15 protein-coding genes and 1 pseudogene are annotated in these 25,883 nt (G+C 71.7%); 3 read left to right on the top strand and 13 right to left on the bottom strand.

Features of this window, described 5'->3' with window-relative positions; all coding sequences use genetic code 11:
• Positions 1-68 precede the first annotated feature (68 nt).
• The 8 genes from OG206_RS07600 to eccD form a co-directional block, all read right to left on the bottom strand.
• The gene (locus tag OG206_RS07600) at positions 69-440 is read right to left on the bottom strand and encodes a hypothetical protein (RefSeq protein WP_327113576.1); all 372 of its coding nucleotides are present in this window, start codon (positions 438-440) and stop codon (positions 69-71) included.
• A gap of 2 nt (positions 441-442) precedes the next feature.
• Positions 443-898 carry a YbaB/EbfC family nucleoid-associated protein gene (locus OG206_RS07605; RefSeq protein ID WP_327113578.1) on the bottom strand — a complete coding sequence of 152 codons (456 nt, stop codon included), beginning with the start codon at positions 896-898 and terminating at the stop codon, positions 443-445.
• Positions 899-1,079: 181 nt separating this feature from the next.
• Positions 1,080-4,430 (bottom strand): AAWKG family protein, encoded by a 3,351-nt coding sequence (locus tag OG206_RS07610; RefSeq protein WP_327113580.1) that lies wholly within the window; start codon positions 4,428-4,430, stop codon positions 1,080-1,082.
• Positions 4,431-4,574: 144 nt separating this feature from the next.
• Positions 4,575-5,039, bottom strand: coding sequence for a type VII secretion system-associated protein (locus tag OG206_RS07615; RefSeq protein ID WP_327113582.1), 465 nt, complete (start codon positions 5,037-5,039; stop codon positions 4,575-4,577).
• Positions 5,040-5,192: 153 nt separating this feature from the next.
• Complete coding sequence (locus OG206_RS07620; protein ID WP_327113584.1) at positions 5,193-5,501, bottom strand: WXG100 family type VII secretion target; 309 nt, start codon at positions 5,499-5,501, stop codon at positions 5,193-5,195.
• 89 nt (positions 5,502-5,590) lie between these two features.
• Entirely contained in the window at positions 5,591-5,926 is a 336-nt protein-coding gene (locus OG206_RS07625; RefSeq protein ID WP_327113586.1) for a hypothetical protein, read from the bottom strand.
• Between the two features lie 466 nt (positions 5,927-6,392).
• Complete coding sequence (gene eccB / locus OG206_RS07630; protein WP_327113588.1) at positions 6,393-7,985, bottom strand: type VII secretion protein EccB; 1,593 nt, start codon at positions 7,983-7,985, stop codon at positions 6,393-6,395.
• Between the two features lie 46 nt (positions 7,986-8,031).
• The gene (gene eccD, locus OG206_RS07635) at positions 8,032-9,438 is read right to left on the bottom strand and encodes a type VII secretion integral membrane protein EccD (RefSeq protein ID WP_327113590.1); all 1,407 of its coding nucleotides are present in this window, start codon (positions 9,436-9,438) and stop codon (positions 8,032-8,034) included.
• Between the two features lie 402 nt (positions 9,439-9,840).
• Here eccD and eccCa point away from each other — a divergent pair, with 402 nt between their 5' ends.
• Positions 9,841-13,902 (top strand): type VII secretion protein EccCa, encoded by a 4,062-nt coding sequence (gene eccCa, locus OG206_RS07640; protein ID WP_327113592.1) that lies wholly within the window; start codon positions 9,841-9,843, stop codon positions 13,900-13,902.
• An 85-nt stretch (positions 13,903-13,987) separates the two neighbouring features.
• Here the strand turns inward: eccCa and OG206_RS07645 are convergent, their stop codons facing one another.
• From OG206_RS07645 to OG206_RS07660, 4 genes are all read right to left on the bottom strand, one after another.
• Positions 13,988-15,217, bottom strand: coding sequence for a S8 family serine peptidase (locus OG206_RS07645; RefSeq protein ID WP_327113594.1), 1,230 nt, complete (start codon positions 15,215-15,217; stop codon positions 13,988-13,990).
• Positions 15,214-18,525, bottom strand: a complete 3,312-nt coding sequence (locus OG206_RS07650) for a right-handed parallel beta-helix repeat-containing protein (RefSeq protein WP_327113596.1) — start codon at positions 18,523-18,525, stop codon at positions 15,214-15,216. The genes OG206_RS07645 and OG206_RS07650 overlap by 4 nt, the downstream gene beginning before the upstream one ends.
• Before the next feature lie 145 nt (positions 18,526-18,670).
• Entirely contained in the window at positions 18,671-20,017 is a 1,347-nt protein-coding gene (locus OG206_RS07655; protein ID WP_327113598.1) for a ricin-type beta-trefoil lectin domain protein, read from the bottom strand.
• On the bottom strand, positions 20,014-20,853 hold the full coding sequence (locus OG206_RS07660; protein WP_327113600.1) for a type VII secretion system-associated protein: 840 nt from the start codon (positions 20,851-20,853) through the stop codon (positions 20,014-20,016). The genes OG206_RS07655 and OG206_RS07660 overlap by 4 nt, the downstream gene beginning before the upstream one ends.
• Before the next feature lie 528 nt (positions 20,854-21,381).
• Here OG206_RS07660 and OG206_RS07665 point away from each other — a divergent pair.
• A complete protein-coding gene (locus OG206_RS07665; RefSeq protein ID WP_327113602.1) occupies positions 21,382-22,473 on the top strand; it encodes a mannose-binding protein in 1,092 nt (363 codons plus the stop codon).
• A gap of 430 nt (positions 22,474-22,903) precedes the next feature.
• On the opposite strand, the pseudogene OG206_RS07670 reads toward OG206_RS07665, so the two are convergent.
• Positions 22,904-23,236, bottom strand: a pseudogene (locus OG206_RS07670) (GNAT family N-acetyltransferase); the annotation flags it as partial.
• 602 nt (positions 23,237-23,838) lie between these two features.
• On the opposite strand from OG206_RS07670, the gene OG206_RS07675 reads away from it, so the two are divergent.
• Positions 23,839-25,857 (top strand): beta-N-acetylhexosaminidase family protein, encoded by a 2,019-nt coding sequence (locus OG206_RS07675; protein ID WP_442805816.1) that lies wholly within the window; start codon positions 23,839-23,841, stop codon positions 25,855-25,857.
• The last annotated feature ends 26 nt before the right edge of the window (positions 25,858-25,883 follow it).

The following is a 25,883-nucleotide window of genomic DNA, read 5'->3' on the forward strand; positions in this document are numbered from 1 at the left end:
GTCCGCAGGGGCAGGACGGATCGGCCGCTCCCGGCGTGGTGGTGCGGGAGCGGCCGGCGGTGCGGGGATCAGCGGCGGCCATGCCCGCCCGGGCCGCTGTCGAGTCCGTCGGTGTTGATGCGGTTGGTGCCCTTCTCGACTTCCTCGATGTTGTGGTCGCGGGTGTCCTTCATCATCCGCACCTGGCTGACCGTGGCGTCCGTGATGCCCACGAGCGCCTCGCGGATGGACATCATGGTCTCCTTGGTGGTCTGCCGTTCCTTCTGCTCCTGAGGCTTGGCCTTCTCGGCGAACTCACCCTCCGTGCCCGGCCAGTTCACCGTGGGTGCCAGCTCGTCCAGGAACTCCTCGGTCATGCTCCTGGTCAGCGTGCCGATCTCCTCCAGCTGCCTCGCCAGGGCCTCGATGCGCTGCGGGTCCACGTAGTAGCGCTGTCCCACGGTCAGTCCCCTCCTTCTTCGCCGAGTGCGTCCCGCCAGGCCGGGGCGGCGCGGCCGCCGCGTGCGGGATCCTCGTCGTCCCCGCGCAGCACCTCCGGCCCGAAGATCCGCTCCCAGTCCAGCTCGAAGCCCTTGAGCTCCGGCACGTTGCTGCTGGGCTCGGAGAAGGGCGCCATCGCCTTCATGACGTGCCTGTTCATCTTCAGGCGTGCGGCGCTCGCCGCTTCCAGGACGCTGGCGGCCAGCTCCTGCGGGGACATGTCGCGGTACTTGTACTCCAGGAAGTCGATCCCGGTCAGCTCGCCCTGCGGACCCGCGGTGGCACGGACCGCACGGTCGGAGGAGAGCGCGGCGAACGACGCCGTCCGCAGCTCCCGCTCGGTGCGCGCCACCGCCTCCTGGGCTTCCTGGAGTTCGGCCATGGCCTTCTCCAGACGCTTCTCCAGAGGTTCCGTCACGCCCGCTCCGCCCTTCTCCGTCGTTGTCCCCGTGCACCCGGACGTCCGGCGGGCGCGCCTGTAACTGATCCCGACTCGGACAACTGCCGTACTGATCTTGCCTGGTGCGGGGCACGCTGTGGAAGCCGGGGCGGGGCGGGAAACGTCTTCACTCCCCGGAGGCCCATGACCTGACGCCTCATCATCGCCCGATCACGGCCGGAGTGCCGCCCTCCTCGGTGCCCCACACGTCCGCGTCCTCCTCCAGGTAGTCGGCGGACGTGGTGGCCCTGCGGCCCGGCTCCGCCTCCTCCTCGCGGGACTCGCCGCCGGTCGTCGCCACCCGGGACGCCGGTGTCAGGAAGGTGTCACTGTCCTCCTGCCGGTTCCACGGGCTGCGCCTGCGGCGGTTGCGGCGTTCGCTCTCCTCGGCCGCGTCGACCAGGACGGCGCGAACGCGCTCGCCGTTGCCCTTTTCGCCGCCCCCTCCCATGCCGCCCATTCCGCCGCCCATGGGCATTCCCGGGCTGCCGGGTGTCCCCGGGGCTCCCGGGGTGCCGGCCCCGGCGGCGGGGATCAGCGAGGTGCCCGCGCCGCCTGCGACGCCGTCCGAGAGAGGGGCCACCGGGCCGCCGCCCAGGGCGGACGAGCCCGCCACGAGGCCGCCGCCGACGGACGCCCCGGCGCTCACCTGGCCGCCACCGACGCCCAGTTCGGAGAACGGCACGTCCCGTGTGGTCGAACCCCCACCGCCCACGCCGTCGAGACCGCCGAGTCCGTCGGATCCGGTCGGGCCGCCGAGGTTGCCGAGTCCGTCGAGGAAGTCCGAACCGCTGTTGCTGCGCGTATTGAGATCATGCAGGTCCACCGTCTCCGTCCTGCCCTGCGGATCGGTGACGGTGGCGATACCGGTGTCGGGGTCGATGACCTGTTTGCTGCCGTCCGGGAAGGTCGTGGACAGCCGGCCGTCGTCCAGTGAGGTGACGGAGCCGTCAGGGTTGGTCACCTTCGCCCCGTGGGTGAGGTCGGTCGTCACCGTGGAGCCGTCCGGGCTCGTCGAGGTGAACATCCCGCTGTCCGGGTCGAAGGCGCCCTCACCGCCGTTGGGGAACGTGGTGGTGAAGTCGCCGTTGTCGAGCGCGGTGTGCCCGCCGGTGGGGGTCTCCAGCGCGGACCGGTCGGCGTTCAGGTTCCCCAGGTCACCGAGCGACTCCGTCGTGACGCCGGAGTCGATGTCGCCGAGGTCCCCCAGGTCGCCGGGGCCGTTCTGGCCGTTCAGGTTCCCGGGACTGCCGAGGTTCTGCGTGGTGGTGGTGCCGTCGGGGGCAGTGGAGGTGACCTGGCCGGTGGCGGGGTCGACGACCTGGGTCGTCCCGTCGGGGAAGGTCGTGGTCAGTCGGCCGTCGTCGCCGAGGGAGGTGACGGAACCGTCCGGGTTGGTCAGCCGGGTGCCGTCGCCCAGGTCCTGCGTGGTCACGCTGCCGTCCGGGTGCGTGGTGGTGACCAGTCCGCTGTCCGGGTCGAACGTACTGGTGGACCCGTCGGGGAATTCGGTGGTGAGGTTCCCGTCGGTGAGCTGGGTGCTGCCCCCGGTCGGGGTGTCGACGGAGCCGCCCGCACCCCCGTTCAGGTCCCCGAGGTTGCCGAGGTTCTGGGTGATGGCCTCGTTGGCGTCGCCGGCGGCCTTGTTCGTCCCGCCCGGACCCCCGTTGATCCCCCCGAGGTTGCCCAGGCTCTGTGCGACCGGACCGCCGCCGCCCTGCTGGTCCCCGTTCAGGTCGCCCAGGTTGCCCGTGCTCTCCGTGACCGGGATGTTGCTGTTCAGCAGCGAGTCGAGGTTCTGCTCGCCGACCCCGTTCGGGTCGTTCAGCCCGCCGAGGCTCTCCTGCACGGCCTTCTGCTGTTCCTCGGCCTCGCGCTTGGCCTCCTCCTGCTCCTTGCGCTGCTCCTCGCGGAGCTCGTCCTGGTACTTCTTGTCCTCGTCGCGCTGCTGGTTCTGCTCGTTCCGCAGGTCCTCCTGGAGGCGCTTGGCCTCCTCCTGCTCCTTGCGCTGCTCCTCGCGGAGCTCGTCCTGGTACTTCTTGTCCTCGTCACGCTGCCGGTTCTGCTCCTCGCGCAGCTCGTCCTGGTACTTCTTGTCCTCCTCGCGCTGCCGCTCCTGCTCCTCGCGCAGCTCGTCCTGGTACTTCTTGTCCTCCTCGCGCTGCCGCTCCTGCTCCTCGCGCAGCTCGTCCTGGTACTTCCGGTTCTCCTCGTTCTGGCGCTTGATCTCGTCCTGTTCCTCCTTGAGCTTCTTCTTCTCGTACTCGTCCGAGGCCGTGCTCGTCGACTTCGGCTTCGGGACGTTCTCGGAGAAGTCGGCGCCCAGATCGAGGAAGTGGTTGTTCAGGCCCGACTGCACCTGGGCGGCGGGCTTGCCCAGGTACTCGTCCACGCCCTGGGTCCAGATCTTGACCGCCTTGTCGCCGACCTTCGCCCAGTTCGCGATGTCGCTGAGGTCGCCGTACTCCGGATGCACCTGGGAGAAGCCGCCCTGCGGGCTGTGGCTGACGGTCGTGGTGTAGCGGTTCGAGTACGACTTGATGTCCGTCTTGGCCACGTTGTTGGCGTCCACCCACTGCGCCAGTTCGTCCAGGACGTAGCGCAGCACCTGGTGCGGGTCGTAGTACGAGGACTTGGCCCAGGCCAGCCACGCGTCCAGCAGTGTGGTCGCCGAGTCCTCCAGATACGTGCGGCCCAGGGACAGGGCACGCGAGTACACCGTGTTGCCCGTGCCGGTCTCGTCCCCGGTGCCGACGCTGGAGTTGAAGGTCTCGACGTAACTGTCGTAGTTCTCTCGGATCTTCTTCAGCAGACTGCGGAAGACCTCAGCCGCCTCGCCCTTCCAGCTGGCGTCGTCCCGGCCGAAGCGGTCCTCCCAGTCCTTCAGCACCACCGCGTGGTCCTTGAAGAACTTGGCGGCGAAGTCGAATGAATCACCTGTGGTGTTGAAGGAGTTCAGGTCCACCACATCGGCCCCGGGCACGCCCAGGCTGCTGAACCGGGCATCCTGCGTGCTGCCGCCCAGCAGCCCGAGAAGCGCCGCCCGCGGCCCGTTCATGTACCGGGCGAGCGGGATGGTGCTCATCTTGTCCTTGTTGTAGTCCGTGAACTCGTTGCCCTCGCGGACCTGCGCGTCGTGGACGTTGTCCGAGCCGGGACCGGCGAAGATGATCTCCTCGCCCGCCTTCACACGGCCCTCGAACACGATCCGGGCCTGCATGATGGACCGCTTCTTGCCGCTGTCGAAGAACCAGATGTCATAGTCCTCGCCCTTGTTCGTCAGGAACCCGGAGTCCTTGACGAGCAGGCTGAGACTGCGCTCCTTGATGTCCATCCGGAACAGCTTGCCGCCGTGGTCGGACCGGAGCGTGTCGAAGACGGTGCTGCGGTCCGGCACCGGATAGCCCGTGATGTGGGTGACCAGAGTGGCCCAGGTATCGGTCGAGGGGTCGCCGGCGTTGTCGAACTTGTCGAGGTTGGCGGCGGAGTTGGGATCGTACCGATCGGCCACCGGGGGCCCTTTCTGGTCGGTTGTCGTCCGGGGCGGCTCGCGGGCCCTGCGGGCGGGGGCGCGGCCGCGCGGACCTCACGGCACCCACCCGGCGGACGATGCGCGGGGTGTGCGGGCGTGGCACGGATGCGGGGAGGGGGACGGTCAGGTGGTCTCTTCGCCCGACGACCCGCTGGTGAGGGTGTCGACCTCGTCGAAGGTCTGCAGCAGCGTCTGCGCGTCGATCGCGTCGAGGTTCTTGTTCTTGGTCTTGTTGGCCTCCTCGATGGTCTCGGTGAGCGCTTCCTTCAGCTCCTTGAAGAGGTCCATCTGGTCGCCCAGCAGCTTGTCGACCGCCTCGGCCGCCGTACGTATGCCCTCGATCAGCTTCGGCCCCGAGACCAGGGGTTCGGTGACCATCCGGCCGATGCGCAGGAGCTGCTTGTCCTGGGCCAGGTTCTCCGGGGTGGTGTGACCGTCGATGAGGTGACCGAGCGGCCGGATGTGGGCGCCGTCGCCGTCCTCCCGGTGCTTCTTCGCGGCGGTGTACACCGGCTGCACCTCGTTGTCCCGGAAGTACTCCATCTGCTTGAGGTCGAAGTGCTTGACGTCGGCCTTCTCACCGGCCATGGGACGTCCTCCTGCGGTTCGGTGCCGGACGGGGAAGCAAAGCGGCCGGCCCGGCGGCCTGTACGGACGCCGGTGCGGCGGATGCGCGCCGGACAGGCGCACGGAGGCCGGGGCCCACCCTCCGGATGGGCGGAGGGGAGCCCCGGCCGGAGCCTAACGGGCCCGGACGTTCCCCCAGTTGTCGGCGCTCTTGCGCTCGTCACGGGAGTGGTTGTCGTGGATGCTCTGCACCAGCTCGCCGCTGTCGCCGAGGAGGAGGGCCATGTTCTTGGTGGCCTGGTCCCACTCCGCCTGGACCCCGCGGTACATCTGCTGGTCGTCACCCTCCCACGAGGTCACGAGCGGCCTCAGCTCGTCCTCGAGGTTGTTGAGGGTCGTGATGAGCTGCTGGGTCTGGTCCTTCAGCTCCTCGATCGCGTGCCGGACCGTGGAGTACTGCACATCGATGATGCCGTCAGCCATGGCATCTCCTCTCGGGTGGCCGGGCCGCGAGGCCCGGCGAGGTCACGGATGCCGGCCGTCCCTGAGGAGGCCGGCGCCGCAGGGGCGGGTCAGCGCAGCGCTTCGAAGACACCCTGGCTGGTCTTGCTGTTGAGCACCTCGGTCAGGTCCTGGTTCTCCTTCGCCAGACGGTCGGCGGAGGTGACGTTCTCCTGGAGCGCGTCGACCATCTTGCTGATCTGGATGACGACCTTCTGCGCCTCCGCGTTCCAGCTGCGGAAGAGCTTCAGCAGGGCCTGGCCCTCGTCCCCGCCGACACCCGAACGCGCGGCGATCTCACCCACGTTGTTCTGGATCTTCTCGACCGCGCTGCGGGCCGACTCCAGGGAGGAGACACCTCCCAAGCCCTTGGCATAGTCCGCTTTCCTTGCGGCGCTGTCCGCCATGTCGCACTCCCTTCGTTCAGGCCGGTCTCGTTGCCGCGTTGCACGCTGAGGCTAAAGAGAACCCGGCGTTCCGCGCAACGTATGTTGGGGAAGATTTGAGCATAGGTCAGTTCTTCAGAATGCTTGTATGGCACGGGAGTTGTTTGGATGTTGCCACCGCGTGAACACGGCGCTCCGAGGACGGGGTAACGGGGGCGCCCCTCCGTCCGCGGACGTGAAACGGTCGGTAAACGGGCGGCCCAAGAAGGCAAACGGTCATCGATACGGCCCGTTTCCCGCGACGTGCGCGCGTTCCCGGCATTCCACGGGTGCGGCCCGACGGGAAACTGAGCTTTCTCTGAGGTTTCCTTTCGCACTCGACACCTGGCGGATCGGATGCACCGGCGCGAGTGGGGAGGAGCTTTTCCTCTCGCCGGTTTCCATTCATCGGCGGCGTATGCGGTGTATGCCTGGATCGGGACGGCGGTCAGGACACGGAAGCGGATGCGACGGCGGCCCCGGACCGGCCGGTCGCGGCCGCCGCACCGGCAGGCTCGCGCTCCGCCGGCGGCTCGTCGGTGCCGCACCGCGGAGCCGTGACCCGGGGATCCGCGGCACCCGACGCGGCGCCGGGGTCCAGGTCGGCACCGGTCGGGAGGGCTGCCAGCATCGGCGCGGGGACCGAGCCGATGTCCCCCGCGCCGTATCCGAGCGCGGCCAGCGCGTCCTTGGCCGGAACGCGGTACTTCACGCCGTTCTCCGCGATCAGGTAGGTGGTCCCGGCGTGCGCCGCACCGCTGGCGTTCAGGGCACGCACCAGGGCACCGCGTCCCGGCCGTACGACCGTGGCGTCCGTCCGGACACAGGCCGGTGCGAGTGGCTGGGCGGTGCCCTCCGACACCACGACGGGCGCGAGGCGGCTCAGCGGGACCAGCACGGACTTGATCCGGGTGCCGCCGTCGCCGCCGTCCACCTGTGCGCAGAGCGCGGTGCCGCGGGGCGCGGACTGCGGGGCCGGCGGGCTGTCCGGGAGCTCCGCGGAACCCGCGGGCGACGAGTCCTTCGCCCGGTGTGCGCGCAGCGCGTCCGCGCCTACCGCCCGCACCTCGGGCGAATGCCCCTCGTAGGCGTCCTTCTGCGTGGCGGGGTCACCCAGCACCAGGGCGGCGCCGAGGCGCGTCAGCGGCACGAGCCCGCCCTTCTGCAGCAGGTGGTAGGTGCTGCCGCCGCCGGGCACGCTCACCTTGAACAGCTGGCCGACACGGGTGGCTTCGCCGCCCAGGGCGGGGCCTTCCGTACCGCGCCCCGGCACCGCGGGCGGCTTCAGCGCGGGGCCGGGTGCCAGCGCGTCGAGGAAGGCCGCCGAGACCGGCATCGGCTGCTCCGAGCCGTAGCCGAGGGCGTTGCGGGCGTCGGACTCGCGGTCCAGCGGCAGCCTGCTGCCCCGCCACACCAGGTACTCGGTCTCCTCCGGGCCGACGACGAGGACTCCCCGGCCGCCGCCGATGCCCTGGGCGCCGAGCGGGGCGCCGGCGACCACGGTGGTGGCACCGGGCTTGTCCACACCGGTGCCGGTCGCCGCGCCGGACGTGCTGGGCAGCGCGCCGTCCGGGCCGGTGACGCACATGTGCCAGGCGCCGTCGTCGAGTTCGCCCGGTCCGGGCACCGCGTCGGGTGCGCCGGGTATGCCCGCCGGCGGCCCCACGGGAACGTCCCGCAGGGAGGCGGTCGCCACGTCGACGGTCGCCAGGTCGGAGCCGCCGATCAGCCGCGCGGAGGCGTAGTTGCGCACGGGGTGGAGAACACCGTCGGTGCCGGTCCAGAGGTACCGGGCGCCGGTGTCACGGTTGACCACCAGGTGCTCGCCGTCGCGCCAGCCGTCGTTGCCGCCGGGGCGCAGCAGGCCGAAGACGGTCGCACCCGCGCCGATCAGGACGGTCACCAGGACGCCGAAGACCACACCCCGGGTGGTGCGCCCGAGCGGGCTCTCGGCGGCGTCCGGATCGGCCGTCAGCAGCCCCGAACTGAGCCTGCCCATCATGAAGCTGTGCGCATGCACCTGGTCGCGCTTGGACTGCACGGCCTCTCCTCAACTCGTTTCCGATGTACGGGTCGTACGGCTGTGTTCAGCCGAACAGGCCGCGCAGCCAGCCGAAAAGGCCCGCCACCCAGAGGCTGAGCGGGAGCAGCGCGACGGCGAAGCCGGTGTGCGCGACTTCCGCCGCCCGGCCCCAGTAAGGCAGCACCCGGCGGCCGGGCACCGTCCAGGAGGCGGTCACGAGTGCGGCGGCCGCGGCGAGCAGCACCGCGAAGACCACCAGGCGCCCGGTGCCGTCGCTGTCGACCGCCCAGGCGCGGGCGAGCAGCAGCAGTCCCCAGATCGCCGGGACGGCCAGCGTCAGCCGCTGGCCGATGTGCACCAGGCCCCGGCAGTGCAGGAGCAGCAGGAGGCTCAGGACCAGCGCGGTCAGCACCTCGGGCAGGTCGGGGTGCTCGGCGAGTACGGCCAGCGCGGCGGCGGCGATGACCCCGGTGGCCGCGAAGAGCGCGGTGACCCAGCGCCCGGCCAGTTCGGTGCGCTCGGCCACCTCGTCGCCCGAGTACGGGTCGATGCCCTCCTGGAGCTGCCCGGCGGACGAGGGCAGCGAGGGCATCCGCATCCCGGCCAGTTTGAAGGCGAAGGGGGCGACCGTCCCGGCGGCGAGCGCCACCACCGTGGCCACGATCGCCACAGCGGCGGGCACGCCGAGGCCGGTGTATCCCATCAGGGCCCCGGCGATCGCCGAGGCGACCGAGACCACCGCGGTGGCCAGCAGCGCCGGAGCGCCGACCGCCGTCGCGGCGAGCGCGATGACCGCGCCGCCCGCTCCGGCGGCGCCCGCCGCGAGCAGCCGCGCGCCCACGACCTGTGCCGCGTCCGGTCCGGTGATGTCACCGCCGGGAAGCACCCAGCCGGCCAGGGCCAGGCAGGGGGCGACCATCAGGCCGAGCGCGGTCGCGGACAGCCGGTCGCCGACCGCGCGGCTGGCGGAGCCCGCGCCGGCGAGCAGCAGGACGCCGGCAACGGCGGCGCAGGCGGCCCGGGTGGAGCCGGAGCCGGTCACGCCGGGCCGGAAGACGAGGAGGAGGGCCGCGGCCACGGTCGCGACCACGGTGCCCACCAACAGCCCGCGGGCGGCGCCGGGGTGCCAGGTGTGGAGCCGTCGGGCGGCCGTGTCGGCTATCCCGTCGACCAGGTCGTCGAGCCGCGCCTCGGGCAGCGCCTCGGTGTGCGGGCGCAGGTAGAGCACGGCGCCGTCGGTCAGCCCGGCACGGGCCAGGGTGCTCTCCTCGTCGAGCGGGGCGTCACCGAGCCGCTGGAGCACCCAGCCCGCGTGGTCGAGCCCGGCCTCTTCGGCCTCCTCGCCGACGTAACGCAGGAGCGTGGGCAGCAGGTCGGCGACCGGGACGTCGGCAGGCACGGCCAGATCAATGGTGACGCTCGGCGCACGCACGGTCAGGCGGCACGATTCGGCCACCGCACTGTCGGTCATCGGCTGAACTCTCGTCTTCCGTGGAGGCTTTGACAGGAGGACTCCCCCGGACCGGGGGATGTGCGAACAGTACGGAAGGTCCGCACGGAGGGGAACAGGGGTTCCGGGCAGCGCAATTGGGACCGCGCGCCCGGCGTCCACCACTCCCGCGTGGACAGGTCGCGTTCGGTGAATGCAGACTACTGCCTACGACCACCGTCGTACTGCGGACCGGGCGCCCTATTCCGTATGCAATTGGCCTTCAAGGGAGTTGGCCGTCCGCCGTTGTCAGCTCGAAACATTCGCCCGGCGTCCACCGCGTCCCGCGTGGGCCCGGGAATCAGCGCACGCGGCCTTTCCCTCTACCGGGTTCTCCTGTATTCGGTACGGACCGAAAGGCCGTGAAACCGGAGGTTCTGTTCCTTGAGTGTGGTGCTGTTTCGCCGGCCGGCCCGCAGGCGCGGACCGGAGATGCCCGAGGGGCAATTGACCCTCCAGGAACCACCTGTCCTCGCCGAGACGGTGCCCGACACCTCGGCGATATGGACATATCTGCCTATGGCCCTGATGTCGGTGTCGATGATGCTGATGTTCCTGCGGCCCGGCGGCGGCAACGGCGTCTTCATGTATCTGGCGATGGGCGTCATGGCGCTCTCCGCCGGCGCCATGCTGCTGGGGCAGCTGATGCGCCGCTCCAGCGAGCGCAAGCAGCGCCTCAAGGGTGAGCGCCGCGACTACCTCCGCTACCTGGCGCAGACCCGCAAGCGGGTCCGCACCACGATCGCCGAGCAGCAGCGGGCACTGGCCTGGCGCCACCCGGAGCCGCACTCCCTGCGTTCCCTGGCCCGCACCTCGCGACTCTGGGAACGACGCCCGGCCGACGAGGACTTCGGCGAGGTCCGGCTCGCGGTGGGCGAACAGCAGCTCGCTCTCACGCTGGACCCGGTCTCCACCCGCCCGGTGGAGGACCTCGAACCCCTCTGCGCCCATGCCCTGCGCCGCTTCATCCGCGCCTACTCCACCATCCCCGAACAGCCCCTCGGCCTCTACCTGCGGTCGTCGGCCCGCATCATCCTGCGCCCCGAGGAGACCCCCGGCGGCGACGCGGCCTCCTCGGGCACCCCGGCGCCCGGGGGGAGCGGCGCCGGCCCGGCCCAGGACCCCGCAGCCGAGGCGGTACGCGCCCTGGTGCGCGCCGTGATCGGGCAGCTCGCGGTGTTCCACGCGCCCGAGGAGCTGTGGATCACGCTCTGCGTGAGCGACGAGCGGCGGCCCGACTGGGAGTGGGCCAAGTGGCTGCCGCACGTGCTCGACCCGCACGAGGAGGACGGTGCGGGCCAGGCCCGCCGGATCACCGCCGACCTGACCGAGCTGGACGACCTGCTCGGTGCCGAGTTCGCCGAACGTCCGGCCTTCGACCCGGATGCCCGCCCCGGCCGTGACGAGCCGTACACGATCGTCGTCCTGGACGGCGTCGCCGTACCCGAGGGACACCGCTGGGAGGGGCACGGCTACCGCAACGCCCTGGCACTGGACGTGTCCGGGGCGCTGCGCTGGCGGCCGGGCCGCAACACGCTCCGGCTGACCGTCGGGCCCGACAGCGTGAGCCTGGTGCGCACCGACCGCAGCCGCAAGGAGCGTTCCGTGCCGCTCGGCAGGCCGGACCGGCTCGGCCCGGTCGGCGCGGAGTCGCTCGCCCGGCTGCTCACCCCCCGCCGGATGAGCCTGGGCACCGACATCGCGCAGCCGCTGGACGCCGACGTCGAGCTGACGACGCTACTCGGCATCCCCGACCTGCACCGGCACGACCCGCACACCCTCTTCAACCGGCACACCGGCTCCACCCGGCTGCGGGTGCCGATCGCGGTCGGTGCGGACGGCCGGCCCGTCGACCTCGACATCAAGGAGTCCGCGCAGGGCGGCATGGGGCCGCACGGCATGCTGATCGGGGCCACCGGCTCCGGGAAGAGCGAGCTCCTGCGGACCCTCGTGCTCGGTCTCGCCCTGACCAACTCCTCCGAGACCCTCAACTTCATCCTGGTCGACTTCAAGGGCGGCGCCACCTTCCTCGGCCTGGAGGAACTTCCGCACACCTCCGCCGTCATCACCAACCTCGCCGACGAAGTCGCCCTGGTCGAGCGCATGCAGGACGCCCTGCACGGCGAACTCATACGCCGCCAGGAGTTGTTGCGCTCCGCCGGGAACTACACGTCCGCCCTGGAGTACGAGCGTGCCCGTGCCGCCGGCGCGGACCTCGCTCCGCTGCCCAGCCTGTTCGTGGTGGTCGACGAGTTCAGCGAACTTCTGTCCGCACACCGGGAGTTCATGGACCTGTTCGTGATGATCGGCCGACTCGGCCGCTCCCTCGGGGTGCATCTGCTGCTCGCCTCGCAGCGCCTGGACGAGGGCCGCATGCACCAGCTCGAGAGCCACCTCTCGTACCGCATCGGCCTGCGTACCTTCTCCGCCATGGAGAGCCGGGGTGTCCTCGGCGTGCCGGACGCCTACGAGCTGCCGGCCCAGCCCGGCAGCGGCTACCTGAAGTCCGGCGTGGAGTCCCTGACCCGGTTCCGCGCCGCGTACTCGTCCGGCACCTACCGGCGCCGGACCGGTGCGGTGGTGCGGGCCAGGGTCGCCAGCCAGGTGGTGCCGTGGACCAGCGGCTGGGTGGTACCGCGGACTCTGGACCCGGCGCCCCAGCCCGAACCCGAGACCGAGGAGCCGGGCGACGAGGAGGCTCTGCTCGACGTCGCCCTCGACCGGCTGCGGGACTCCGGCCCCGCCGCGCACCAGGTGTGGCTGCCGCCCCTCGACGAGCCCTCCCCGCTGGACGCCCTGCTCCCCGGCATCACCGCCGACCCGGAGCGCGGTCTCACGGCCGCCGGATGGCACGGCTCGGGCAGGCTGCGGGTCCCGGTCGGCCTCGTGGACAAGCCCTTCGAGCAGCGTCGCGACCCTCTGGTCGTGGACCTCTCGGGAGCCGGCGGCCACGTCGCGGTCGCCGGCGGCTCCCAGAGCGGCAAGTCCACTCTGGCCAGGACGCTGATCGCCGCCCTGGCCCTCACCCACACCCCCGCCGAAGTCCAGTTCTTCTGCCTCGACTTCGGCGGCGGCGGCCTCTCCCAGCTCGCGGCCCTCCCGCACGTCGGCGGGGTCGCGGCGCGGCTCAACCCGGAGCGGGTGCACCGGGCCGTCGCCGAGGTGATGACGCTGCTCGCCCACCGCGAGCAGTTCTTCGTGGACCACACTCTCGATTCCATGCAGTCCTACCGCCGCCGCCGGGCCGCCGGGGAGTTCCCCGACGAGCCCTTCGGCGACGTGTTCATGGTCGTCGACGGCTGGTCCACGGTCCGCCAGGACTACGACGACCTGATCCCGAAGTTCAACGAACTCGCCGCGCGGGGACTCAACTACGGCATCCACCTCATCATCACGACCACCCGGTGGGTGGAGCTCTCCGCCCAGGTGCGTGACCAGGCGGCCACCCGCCTCGAACTGCGGATGGGTGACCCGATGGACTCCGAGATCGACACCCGCAAAGCCCGCTCGGTGCCGCGCAGCGGTGGGCGCGGTATCACCGCCGACAGCAAGATGCACTTCCTCGCCGGTCTGCCCCGGCTGGACGGCAGCGGGTCCCTCGACGACCTCGGCGAGGGTGTCGCCCATCTGGTCGCCGAGATCTCCCGGCACTGGCAGGGCGCACCGGCCCCGCAGGTCCGGATGCTGCCGCACCGGCTCCCGCTGTCGGACCTCCCGGCACCCGAGCCCACCGAGGGCGGCGGCATGCGCCTGGCGCTCGGCATCGACCAGGACGCACTGGAACCGGTCTGGCACGACTTCAGCCGTACGCCTCACCTCATCGTGGTCGGCGACACCGAGAGCGGCAAGACCAACCTGCTGCGCGGCATCAGCAAGGGCATCACCGCCCGGTACACGCCCGAAGAGGCGAAGATCATCGCGGTGGACTACCGCCGCACCCTGGTGGACGCAGTGCCCGAGGAGTACCGACTGGGTCACGTGATCTCGCTGGACAACCTCAAGGAGACGATCGAGGGCGCGTCCCGCGCGCTGAAGACCCGCGTGCCCGGCGCGGACATCGCCCCCTCCCGCATGCGCACGTGCGACTGGTGGACCGGGCCGCGGCTGTTCATCCTGGTCGACGACTACGACATGGTCTCCGGCAACTCGTTCCAGAGTCCCTTCGAGCCGCTCTTCGAGAACGTCACCCTCGGCTTCGAGATGGGCCTGCACCTGATCGTGGCCCGCAGTGCCATGGGCGCGGGGCGCGGACTCAGTGACGGTCTGATCCGCCGCCTGGACGAGGCCAACAACCCCGCCGTACTCCTTTCCTGCCCGCCCACGGAGGGCCGCCTCTTCGGCGACGCCAAGCCACTCAACCTCCCGCCCGGCCGGGCCCTCCACATCGCGCGTCGCAAGCCGCGCCTGATGCAGACCGCGCTGGTGGAGGAGAGTCAGAACCAGTAGGACCTGGACAGCACGAGGGCGGCCTCCGTCCCCGAAGCAGTGCTTCGGGGACGGAGGCCGCCCTCGTGCTGTCGGCTCACCGCGTTCAGGTGCCGCTCGCCCCCGCCGGACGCCATCCCCGGGCCCGGGCCCGGGAGAAGGCGAAGCCCGCCCAGAGGACGGCGAGGACCCCGGCGGAGCCGAGAAGCACGAAGAGGGCGGCGCGGCTCGTGGCGCGGTCGGCCGAGGAGGTGTCGCGCAGCGCCACGGGCTCCGCGGCGCGCTCGGCACCGGCCTGCGCACCGGGTGCGCCGAGGATCGTGGTGACGGCGGCGTAGGGGTCGAGCTGCGGGATGTCCGCGGGGTACGCGGTGGCCGTCACGCGGCGGACGACGTCGTCGGGCGCCTCGCCCGGATAGGCCGCGCGGACCGCCGCGACGGCCCCGGCCGCATACGCTGCGGCCACCGAGGCGCCTTCACCGAGGTAATGGCCGTCGCCGCGAGGGCCGCCGGAGACCACGCCCGCGCCGGGGGCGACCAGGTCGATGCCGTCGGTGCGCAGGGCTCCGTCCGGGCGGAGACCGCCGGGAAGCATGTCGGCGACCGAGAGGACACCGGGTTCCCCGGCCGGCCAGTACGTGCGGACGGGAATCTCGTCCGCGGAACCCCTGGACGGCGGGTCCGGGGTGGCCGCGGCCACCACCACCGCGCCCGCGCGGCGCGCGTCGGCGACCGCACGGGTCAGCGCCGCGTCCCGGCGCGGCAGCGCCACCGCGACCGCGATCACGTCCGCCCGCGCGGCCGTCGCCTCGCGTACCGCCGCCGTCACGAGGTCCGCGCCCGCCTGCCCGCGCGGGTCCGTGCCGCGCAGGGCGAGGATCTTCGCGGCCGGCGCGACCCCGGCCAGGCGGGGACTGTCCCCGCCGGTCCCGGCTATCAGCCCGGCCAGGAAGGTACCGTGCCCGACACAGTCGTCACCGGCCGCTCCCCGCACGGTGACCCGGCCGTCGAGACCGGCGGCGCCCGTGGCCACGCCGGTGTCGATCAGGGCCACGGTCGTACCCGCGCCGGTGCTCTGTCCGTGCAGTCGGTCCAGGTCCAGGCGCTGGCGCGACCAGTCCTGCTTCCTCGCCTCCGCGCGCGAGGCCGGGGTGCAGGCCGCCTCGGCGTCGAGGGCCGAAGGCATCCCGGGCAGTTCCTGCCCCTTCTTCCCGTCGGCCGCCGGGACACGCTGGAGGGGCTGCGCCGCGGCCGGGTAGGCCACCGGCAGCACCAGGGCGGCGGCGAGGCCCGCGCCGGACAGCAGCCGGGCGACACCGCGAGGGTTCGGGCTCATCGGGGCGCCACCTTCGGTGCCGTGGCGGTGACATCCTCCGGGAGGAGGACGCGCAGGTCGTCGAGTGTGGGCACGGCCACCGAACTGAGCCGGCCGGCCTGCCGGGTGACCATCGACTCGACGACCTGGCGGGCCGCCCGGGCGTTGCCGAAGGACCGGTCCCTGGGCAGCGAGTCGAAGTACTCCTTGAGCAGCGGGCCGGTGCCCGGCCCGCAGTCGTAGCCCATGCTCGCGGCCTGGGCGCGCACGATCGTGACCAGTTCCTCGGAGGAGTAGTCGGCGAAGGCGATGCGGCGCGGGAAGCGGGAGGAGAGGCCCGGGTTGGACTCGAGGAAGCGTTCCATCTCGTCGGTGTATCCGGCGACGATGACGACGACCTCGTCACGGTGGTCCTCCATCAGCTTCAGCAGGGTGTCCACCGCCTCCTGGCCGAAGTCCGCACCGCCGCCGCGCGGAGTGAGGGTGTAGGCCTCGTCGATGAACAGGACGCCGCCACGGGCCCGTTCGAAGACCTCGCGGGTGAGCTGGGCGGTGTGGCCGATGTAACGGCCGACCAGGTCGGCGCGCGCCGCCTCGACCAGCTGCCCCCGTTGGAGGATGCCGAGCTGGGTCAGGACCTCGCCGTAGAGACGGGCGACGGTGGTCTTGCCGGTGCCGGGCGGACCGGTGAAAACCAGGTGGTTGCTGAGCGAGGGCACCGGCAGCCCCGCCGCGGCCCGGTGCCGGGCGGTGGTGATGAGGTTGACCAGGTCGGCCACCTCGCGCTTGACCTCGGCAAGCCCGATCATGTCGCCGAGCCGGGTCAGCGGGTCGTCATCCGGTGCGGTCGTGTCGGCTGCCGCCGCGGCCGACGTGGCGGACACGTCCTCCGGCAGCAGCAGACGCAGATCACGTTCACCGACCTGCGGCTGCGTGGACAGCCGGACCGCCTGCCGGTCGACCATCTCCTCGAACACCCCGCGTGCGGCACGGCCGTTGCCGAAACCGGCGTCCCGCGGCATCGCTCCGAAGTGTGCGGCCAGCGCCGCCGCGGTGCCCTCACCCAGCTCGTACTGGTGCTGGGCGCACATGCTCTCCATGATCGCCACGAGGTCGGGCACGGAGTAGTTCTCGAACTCGATGGTCCGTGAGAAGCGGCTGGCGAGACCGGGGTTGGACCCGAGGAAGGACTCCATCTCGCGGGAATAGCCCGCGGCGACGACGACGACCTCGTCACGGTGGTCCTCCATCAGCTTCAGCAGCGTGTCCACCGCCTCGCGCCCGAAGTCCGCGCCGCCGTTGCCGCTGTCCGCGGTGAGCGTGTACGCCTCGTCGACGAACAGCACGCCGCCCAGCGCCCGTTGGAAGGTCTCGGTGGTCTTGATGGCGGTGCCGCCGACGACCTGAGCGACGAGGTCGGCCCGCGAGACCTCCACCAGGTGCCCGCTGCGCAGCGAACCCAGCTCGGCCAGGATCGACCCGTACAGGCGCGCGACGGTGGTCTTGCCGGTGCCGGGCGGACCCGCGAAGACCAGGTGTCTGCTCATCGGCGGTGCGGGCATGCCGAGTTGCTCGCGGCGCTGGGCGAGCTGGGTCAGGTTGACGAGGGTGCCCACCTGCTGCTTGACGTTCTCCAGACCGATCAGCGCGTTCAGGGCACCGAGCGGGCCGTCCGCACGGTCCGGCCGGGGTCCGTCCGCGGCACCGGAACCGGCCGGGTCGGTGTTCTCCGCGCTTCCGGTACCCCAGGCGTCCCGCTTGCCGTTGCCGGTGCTGCTCAGGTTGTCCACGGCGAGCCGTTCGCCCGGCGCCGTCTGCACCAGACCGCCGCCCTCGTTCTCGCGGGCGAAGCAGTTGACGAGCGAGACGGGCGCCGTCGACTCCACCCGGAAGCCGTCCTGGGCTCCGCCGCTGACCTCACAGCCGCTGAGCGATCCCAGCGCGCCCTCACGGAGCAGATACCCGTGCCCCTTGGGGGCGTGGACCGTGGTGCGGTTGGCGGTCAGTTCGCCGCCGCCGTCGACGACGACGCCCTCCTCACCGGACCTCTCGATGCGGAAGTCGCGGACGGTGACGTTGCCGCCGTCCTCCACGACCAGGCCGCTGGTGGCGGCGTCGGAAGCCCCGCCGCCGGCCAGGTAGAGGGTGCTGCCGGAGGCCACCCGGACACCGGCGCCCTTCGGACGGACGATCTCGCAGTCCTCGGCCCGGCCCCGGGCCTCCTTGGTGGCGTGGATGCCGTCACCGGAGGGCTCCACGAGCCGGGCGCGGCGCAGCAGCGGGTTGGCTCCGCCGAGCAACGCGACCGCGGGCGAGCCGCCGATGACCTCAAGGCGGTCGAGCTCGGGGGCGGAGTTCTCCTCCAGGAGCAGCCCGGGCCCGTCGCAGTCGCGGACCGTCAGGCCCGTCAGTGCCGGCGAGGCGGCCCCGGCGACCCGCAGCGCGGCACCCTGCGCACCGTCCACCCAGCAGTCCTCGAAGGTTCCGCGCGCCTGGTCCGTGACGAGCACCCCGTGGCCGCGGACACGCGAGACGCGGCAGCGGCGCAGCACCGGATCGGTGCCCCCGGCGAGGGCGAACCCGTTCCCGGACGCGCCGGTGACGCGGACGTCCTCCAGCGTCGTACGTCCCTTGCTGCTCAGGTGGACGCCGGTGCTGGTGTCGTGCACCACCGTTCGGACCACCGAGACGGCCGAGTTCTCCTCCAGGGCGATGGAGGGCTTGTCGGTGGAGGATATGTCGCAGTCCTCGACGCTGCCGCGGGTCTCGCCGTTGGCGAGCAGACCGTTGCCCCGGGCATCGCGCACCGTGCAGTCACGGATGCGTGCCTCGCCCTGTTCGGCGAGCACCAGGCCACTGGTACCCAGGTGTTCGAGCGTGCAGGACTCCACGGTGGTGGGGGTGGTGGATGTCACCACGATGCCGGCACCCTTCGGGTTGCTCACCCGGCAGTTACGCAGTGCGAGCGAGCCCGTTCCGCCGGCCAGCATCGCGGTCCACGCGGCGCCGGCTATCTCGCAGCCGTCGAACGCGGCCTGGCCGCGCCGCACGTCCACGGCGGGCAACTCGGCGTCGCCGCCGCGCAGCGTCAGCTCCGAGAGCATCACGGCGTCGGCGCGCAGCGCGATCACGCTGCCCGAACGCGGGCGTATCTCCACGGTGCCCCGGCCTTCGGCGGCCGTGAGGGTGACCCTGGTGTGGATCACGAGGTTCTCCGCGTACGTCCCGGGCCGGACACTGATGAGTGCCCCCGTGCGCGCAGCGGCGAGGGCCTCACCGATCGTCGAATAGCGGTCCCCGGGGCCGACCGACAGTACCTGGCGCGACACGCACCAACCTCCTTGCTACGGCGCCCTCTCCAACGGACGCCCCCATGGGCCGGGGGCGCGTGTCGGCGGGCCGACGTTGTCATCATGCCTCGTTGCGGGGCATGCGGGTTCCGGGAGCGGTGCCCCCGGGATCGGGCCGGCGGGGTCAGGTGCTCCACTTCTGGGCGTCGTTGCCCGAGCACTTCAACAGCTGCAGCCGTGCCCCGCTGTTCCGGTTGGCACCCGCGATGTCGACGCACATGCCGACGACGGTGTTGACCAGGTCGTGGCTGCCGTTCAGGGCGAACTTCTGGGCGTCATTGCCGTTGCACCAGGCGATCTGGATGGGCGTGCCGTCGCTGAAGTTCGCGTTGGCCACGTCCAGGCACTTGTCCTGAATGCGGATGGTGCCGTCGGAGGCGAACCGCCACTTCTGGGCTGGGGCGTTGTTGCAGTCCCACACGTGCAGCGCCTTGCCGTCACTGAAGTCGTGGTTCGGTACGTCGATGCAGCGGCCCGAAAGGTGGCTGCGGAAGGAGACGGGCCCACTGAACGTGACGGCGGGAGCGGCCTTGGCGGGCTGACTCTTCGCGCCATCGGACTGCTTCTCGCCGGACTGCTTCTCAGCGCTCGGCTTCGTCGGCCCGCTCTTGGGATCGCTCTTGGGCTCGCTCCTGGACCCGGCCGCTTTCTTCGGCGGGGCGTCGTCCGTGTCCTTCCCGGAAGGCGGGACCCGGTGCACCGGCTTCTCGGGGGCGCCTTCCTTGCCCGCCTCCTGCTTGTCCTCGTCGGGCGAACCGCTCTCGGGCGGGGTCACCGCGAACTCGCCCGGGGCCTCCTGCCCACTGCCGTCGAGGACTGTCCCCGCCGCGGCGACCGACTGCTTCCCGGGGCCGTCGCCGTCGTTCCCGGCAAGGACCAGGAACGGCACCGACACGAGGAGCGCCCCCGCGACGGCGGCCCCCGCCAGCACCGCCTTGCCCGGCCTGCCCACCGGCCCGGCCTGCTGCTGCGACTGCCCGATCGCGGTGGCGGTCATGGTCCGCACCAGCGCGGGCAGCCGGCTCTTCGCGGCGGCAGCGGCATCAGGTTCGGTCTCGGGTTCGGTCTCGGCCCCCGATTCCGGCAGGTGGGCGTCGGCGGAAAGCTCGGGCCGCTGCGCCGGTTCGCCGGTGCCGGCCTGTACGGCGTGGCCCTCAGCGGTGCCGCCGGGTGCGATGCCGGACTGCGCGGCCACCGCCTCGCCGGACCGGCCCTCCGCGGGCGTCTCCGGGGCCGCCGCGGACTTCTCGGTCTCCCCGGACTTGTTCGCGAAGTCCCCGGCCTCCCCCGACGTGTTGCCGGGTCCGGAGACGGCGGGCGTTTCCGAGCCGGCGTCCGGAGTATCCGCGCCGGCCGACCCGGGCTTCGGCCCGGCGGCGGAGGCTGCGGGCACGGCGGCCTCCTCGGCTTCGGCGACGGGCACCGAGCGGAAACCGGAGGATGCGGGGGCCTTCTGGGCCGAACGTGTCACGGGGTCCTCCCTGTGGTGCGGGGCCAGGGTTCGGATGGGCTGTGGGCCCGGTCCACGGCAGCGGCCGCGTCCGGAGCACCCGTACGGTCCACGGCACCGCCGGGGGCGGAGGACGCCTTGGCGGCAGCCTCAACCGGGTCGCCGGCGGGCACGTGCTCGCCGCCCGCGGCGCTCAGGTGGCAGACAAGACTCTCCATCGGGACGAGCAGGGGGGCGGCGGCCCCCGCATTGACCATCAGCATGGCGCCGGGGCCTCTCGGCGAACGAGTCAATTCCCTTACGGACAGGCTGTCGTGGTGAAGCTCGGCGGACATGAACTCGTGTGCGGGCGAGGTGAACAGAAGAATCACCGGCTGCCCGTCGCGACCCGCGGCCGCGAGCGGCTCCCCGTCCGTCCCGCGCACCACGCTGACCTCCGCCTCCGCGAGCGCCGCGAGGGCGTCCTCCACGGGGCCGTATCCGGTGGCGGCACGCTGGGCCGCCGCGTCGACCGGGTCGGTGGGGTCCGGCCAGCCGAGGACTCGGGCCGAGGGCCGGTAGGCCGGATTGGCGCGGTACTCACCCACGCCCCCGGACCCGTCCGACTGCCACTCCCCCAGCACGGCCCACTCCGGCGGCGTCCGTTCCTCCGCCCACTCCGGATCCACCACGCCGATCCAGTGTCCTGGCGCCCGGCGGGCAGCGGCCTTCACCGCTTCGGGTATCCCGCTGAGGTCGCTGTCATCAGCCTGCAGGGGGCCGGACAGGGACGACTCGGGTGCGGTGACCGGTCCGGTGGCCTCCGGCATGACGAACGGGCCGCCGTTACCGACGTCTTGGCGTTCTCCGGGCCGCATCTCACCTGAACCCTTAGGTATGTACGCATTCTCGGCTGGCCCAACGACCTGTGGGCGCGCCGACATCACTCAGGTCATGGAGACAACAGGATGTCACAGGGGCCCCAACCGTTGGCGGTTGAGGGTTGCCCGTATGACCTGCGCACGCGCCCGATTGCTGACCGAAGCGAGAACTTTCCGGGACCAGTGAGGCACGGGAGGACAAAGCGACGGACGCGATCGGAGCGAGGAGGCCGCCACCGTCCCGCGACGGGCTACGTTGGGTACGCCATCGGCCCCTCCGACGCACACAGCCATCTGGCCGGGACGTCCGGGCCGGGGCGTACGGGAACACCTCGCAGCCCGGCAGGGCGTCCGTCCGGCGGCCGACGGCGACCGAGCCGGCACGGGCGAATCCGACGCCGTGTACGGATCGGCCCGGCCCGGCCCGATGCGACTCGGCGGTCGTCGGCGCCCGCGAGGACACCCGACGTTCATCCGGCTCGACCGCTGCCCACCGACAGCTCCGCCCCGATGAGGAGTCACCGCATGTCCCCCCAGCACCCCGCCCCCGGCGCGAACACGGCGGCAACCGCAGATCCGGACGCGCAGGAGGCGGGTTCCCCACCGCCGCGGCCCTCGGAACCAGGCGCGGAAACGCCCGGCGGGTCCCCGGTATCCGAGGCGAAGGCACCTGGCCCGGCCCCTGCTCCCGACCCGGGGAAGCCGGTCACGGCCGGCAGTTCGCAGGGTACGCAACCGAGTCCGGCCGGCGGCTCCGAGGCCGAGAAGCCCGCCCCGACCGCCGCACCCGAACCGGAGACAGAGCCCGCCACCACCACACCGGCCGGCCCAGCCACCGCTCCCGCCCCCGATGCCGCCACTGCCACCAGTGAGGCACCCGAAGAGGGCGTAGCCCTGGCAGCGGCAGCGACGGCGCCGGGCACCATGACGGCGACCGCCGTGGACCGCAGTCGCCCTCGCACGCCGGTCCTGGCGGGGGCGGCCTTTCTCGGCGCCGCGCTGATCGCCATACCCATCCTGCTGGTCGGGACCGCGAACGACGACGACCGCGGCAACGACGCCAAGGCGCCGACGGCGGGCAGTGCCGACACGGTCCTCAACCCGAACTCCGCTCCGGCGGCACTTGAGGACTACGTGGCCGGGAAGCCCAGCCCGTCCCCGAGCAAGGTGAAGCCGAAGAAGGTCGAAGCCCCCGTACCCGTCGCCCCCAAGCCGGTGTCGCCCGCCCCGAAGCCTAAGGCGAGCAGCACGCCCGCCAAGAAGCCCAAGCCGAAGCCGGCTCCGCCGAAGCCGGAATGGACCACGGCGACCATCTCCGCACCGAGCGTCATCGGGGTCAATCAGGCCTGGACGACCAACCGCATCAAGATGGTCATGCAGACCGACGGCAATCTCGTGGTCCTCAACGAGGAGGGCAAGCCGATCTGGGCGTCCATGACCTTCGGTCCGAACCACCGGGCGATCTTCCAGCCCGACGGCAACCTCGTCATCCACAACGGCGACGACCGCCCGATCTGGGCCTCCAAGACCCACGACCATCCGGGCGCACAACTGGTCCTGCGCCCGGATGCCAAGGTGGCCGTAGTGGCCAACGGCACGGTCCTCTGGTCGACCTGACACCGAGTGGGAGCACGGACGGCCGGACCGTCCGGCGGCCACGTTCGCGTGGCCGCCGGACGGGCGGAACTGCGGCCGTGACGCCTGCCCGGGGTGGGCCGAGGGGCTCCCCGCAGCGGCCGGTGCGCGCCCCGGCTCCGGTGCCGGTCCCGGTCCCGGTACCGGTACCGGTCCGGGCGCGGGTGTGGGTGCCGGCATCGAGGTCAGCCGAGCGGAGACGCGCCCACCGGCTGACGCCGCACCGTGGCCAGGATGTCGACCTCGGCGGGACGGGCCTGCTGCTTCCACTCCGGAGCAGTGCCGCGTAGGTGGTGACGTCGTGCCAGGTGCCCCTGGTCCTGAAGAGCCCCCGCAGGGTCGCCTCGGGCCGCAGGCCTGACGCCCGCATGACCTGCGCCATGCGCTCGTGATCGGCGCGATGGCCGGCCCACACTCGGTGGAGGCCGAGGGCTCCGAGGGCGTAGGCCATGAGCAACCGGCCCGCCTCGTGTGCGTGGCCGCGCACCGGCGCGTCGGGCAGGAGCACCAAGCCGGTGATCATGGCGTTGCTGCCGTAGTCCTCCACCAGAAGTCCGATGGTCCCGATCATGGCGTCGTCCCCCGCTGCGCAGACGGCGAGGGTGTAGCGGCGGCGTGGGGGGAGGGGGCTGAGCCAGGCAGAGGGCGAACGAGTCGTGCGCCTGGCGGAGGTCGAGCCGGTCCACACCCAGGTAGCGGGTGAGCAGGGGGTGGCTGCGTCGGCCACCAGAGCACCTCCGAGCATGACGCGCTGGCGAGTTGCGGCCAGCTGGACAGCGTCGTGCCGATTCTGCCGAGTGCGTCGGTCTTCGCCGGGCTGATGCGGTCGGCATCCACGATGGCCAGGAGGAATCGCACCAGTCCGTCGTGGTCGAGCCCACGGACTCTGTCCACGGTCGCGCCGGCACGACCGTGGAAGAGCGGGCGATCCGGTTCCATGTCGAAGCGTTCCACGTCGAGGAGCCCGCGGTCGTTGGCGTCCATGAGAACGGGGATCCGCCGACGCCCTCCATGGCACAGGTGAGGGCCGCCGCCTCGCCCACCGAGAGTCCGATCACACCGATGCGGCCGGCCAGCAGGGTCCCTTGTTCACCACGAGTGATCTTGTCGCGGTTGCGGTCCGTGCGGACCAGCCGGAACCGTTCGCGGGGAAGCAGGTGGACCAGGCGCCGCGACCACGGGTACCGGACCCAGTTCCCGTGACGGCCGGACGGCATTCCCTCACACGCGTCGTCCACCGCACCACGGTCCGCCCGTTCCGGCGTCTCTCTTGACAGCGAAGCCCACGAGTGGTGGTTTAGACCACTCCAACACCTGAATGTGGCAGTCCACTTCCGTGGAGGAGCAGTGACCCCTATGTCAAAAAGTCACCCGTACTGTCTTCCCCGTGTTCCACGTGTTCCCCGACTCCCGCTTCTCGGCGCCGTCGCACTGCTGGCCGTCGGTACCCTCTCCGCTCCCACCCAGGCAGCCGAGCGCCCGGCCACCACGACGCCGTCCGCCACCGGTGCCGCCACGCCGCCTGTTGTCACCCCGACCCCCCGGAGCATGAAGTCGGCGGGCCGGGACATTCGCGTACCGGCGCGCGTACGCCTCGTGCTCGGTGACGCCGTCGATACCCCGAGCGCCGCCGTCATCAAGCGTGCGCTGGCCGCGGCCGGGGTCCGTCACATCGACACGGACGCGGCAGCGGTCGCCACCCCGGCGTCACGCACCCATGGGGCGGAGCTGACCGTCGTGGCCGGTTCCGTCAAGGACCCGGAGGTGGTCGGCGCACTGCGCGCCGCGGGTGGCACCGTACCGGGCACCCTGGTCGCGGAGGGCTACTCCCTGGCCTCCCGCGGCGACACGATCGTGCTCGCCGGCAACGACGGGGACGGCATCTACTACGCCGCCCAGACCCTGCGGCAGTTGGTGACGGGAAAGCACTCCGTGGCGGCCGTGTCGATCACCGACCACCCGGCCATGCGCCTTCGCGGCAGCATCGAGGGCTTCTACGGCGCACCCTGGTCACACAGCGACCGGCTCGACCAACTCGCCTTCTACGGCGAGATCAAGGCCAACACCTACATCTACACACCGAAGGACGACACCTACCTGAGGGAGGAGTGGCGCGAGCCCTACCCCGCCGACAAGCTGGCCGACCTGCGCGAACTCATCGAGCAAGCCACGGCCCACCACGTCGACTTCACCTACGCCCTCTCCCCCGGCCTGTCCGTCTGCTACAGCGACCCCGCAGACGTGAACGCGTTGAAGGAGAAGCTGGGCACTCTCTACGAGCAGGGCGCGCGCGGCTTCTACGTGGCGCTGGACGACATCAGCTACACCAAGTGGAACTGCGCCGCCGACCAGGAGAAGTACGGCACCCCGGGCAGGGGCAGTGCGGGTCGGGCACAGGCCGACCTGCTCAACGCCGTGCAGCACGACTTCATCGACGGGCACCCGGATGCCGGACCGCTCCAGTTCGTGCCCACGGAGTACTCCGACACGGCCGACTCCGCCTACAAGGCCGTGCTGCGCGAGCAGTTGGACCCGAAGGTGGTCGTGCAGTGGACGGGCACGGACGTCGTTCCCCCCTCGATCAGCGTGGCGGACGCCGAGGCCGCCTCGGCGGTGTGGGGGCGCAAGGTGTTCCTCTGGGACAACTATCCGGTCAACGACTACGGGCAGACGGCGGGCCGCCTGCTGATGGCCCCGTACGACAAGCGGGAGGCCGGGCTGCACAAGGCACTGAGCGGCATCGTGCTCAACCCGATGAACCAGGCCGCGCCGAGCAAGGTCGCCCTGTTCGGCGGCGCGTCCTTCGCCTGGAACGACAAGGACTACGACCCCGTACGCACCTGGCGGGCAGCCGCGGACTACCTTGCGGGCGGTGACCGCGCCACCACCCGGGCTCTGCTGGCCTTCTTCGACACCCAGCACATGGCGCCCACCTTCGGCGACACGAACTGGCAGCCGCAGGCACCCGAACTCGCCTCGCGGCTGGCCGGCTTCACGACAGCGTGGAACAGCGGATCCCATGTCCGCCGTCACACCGCGCTGAGGGAGCTGGGTGGGTACGCCGATGTACTGTCCAGGGCCCCCGAGCAGATCCGGGCCGGCGTGCGGGACCCGGCCTTCCTGGCCCAGACGAAGCCCTGGCTGGACGCCCTTGACCTGTGGGGCGGCGCGCTGAATGCCACCCTGGACGGCCTGCGGGCCCAGTTGCACTCGGAAAGCGGGCAGGCCGACTTCACCGAGGCGGCCGACCTGGCGAAGAAGGCAGCCGCGATCACCACCATCCCGGGCACCACCCGGCCGCAGGGGAAGATCAAGGTGGCCGACGGGGTGCTGGACACGTTCATCGAGCAGGCACCGACGATGTGACACGAGCCCCGGGTGCCGGGAACCGG

This window comes from Streptomyces sp. NBC_01341 (assembly GCF_035946055.1).
GTDB lineage: Bacteria > Actinomycetota > Actinomycetes > Streptomycetales > Streptomycetaceae > Streptomyces.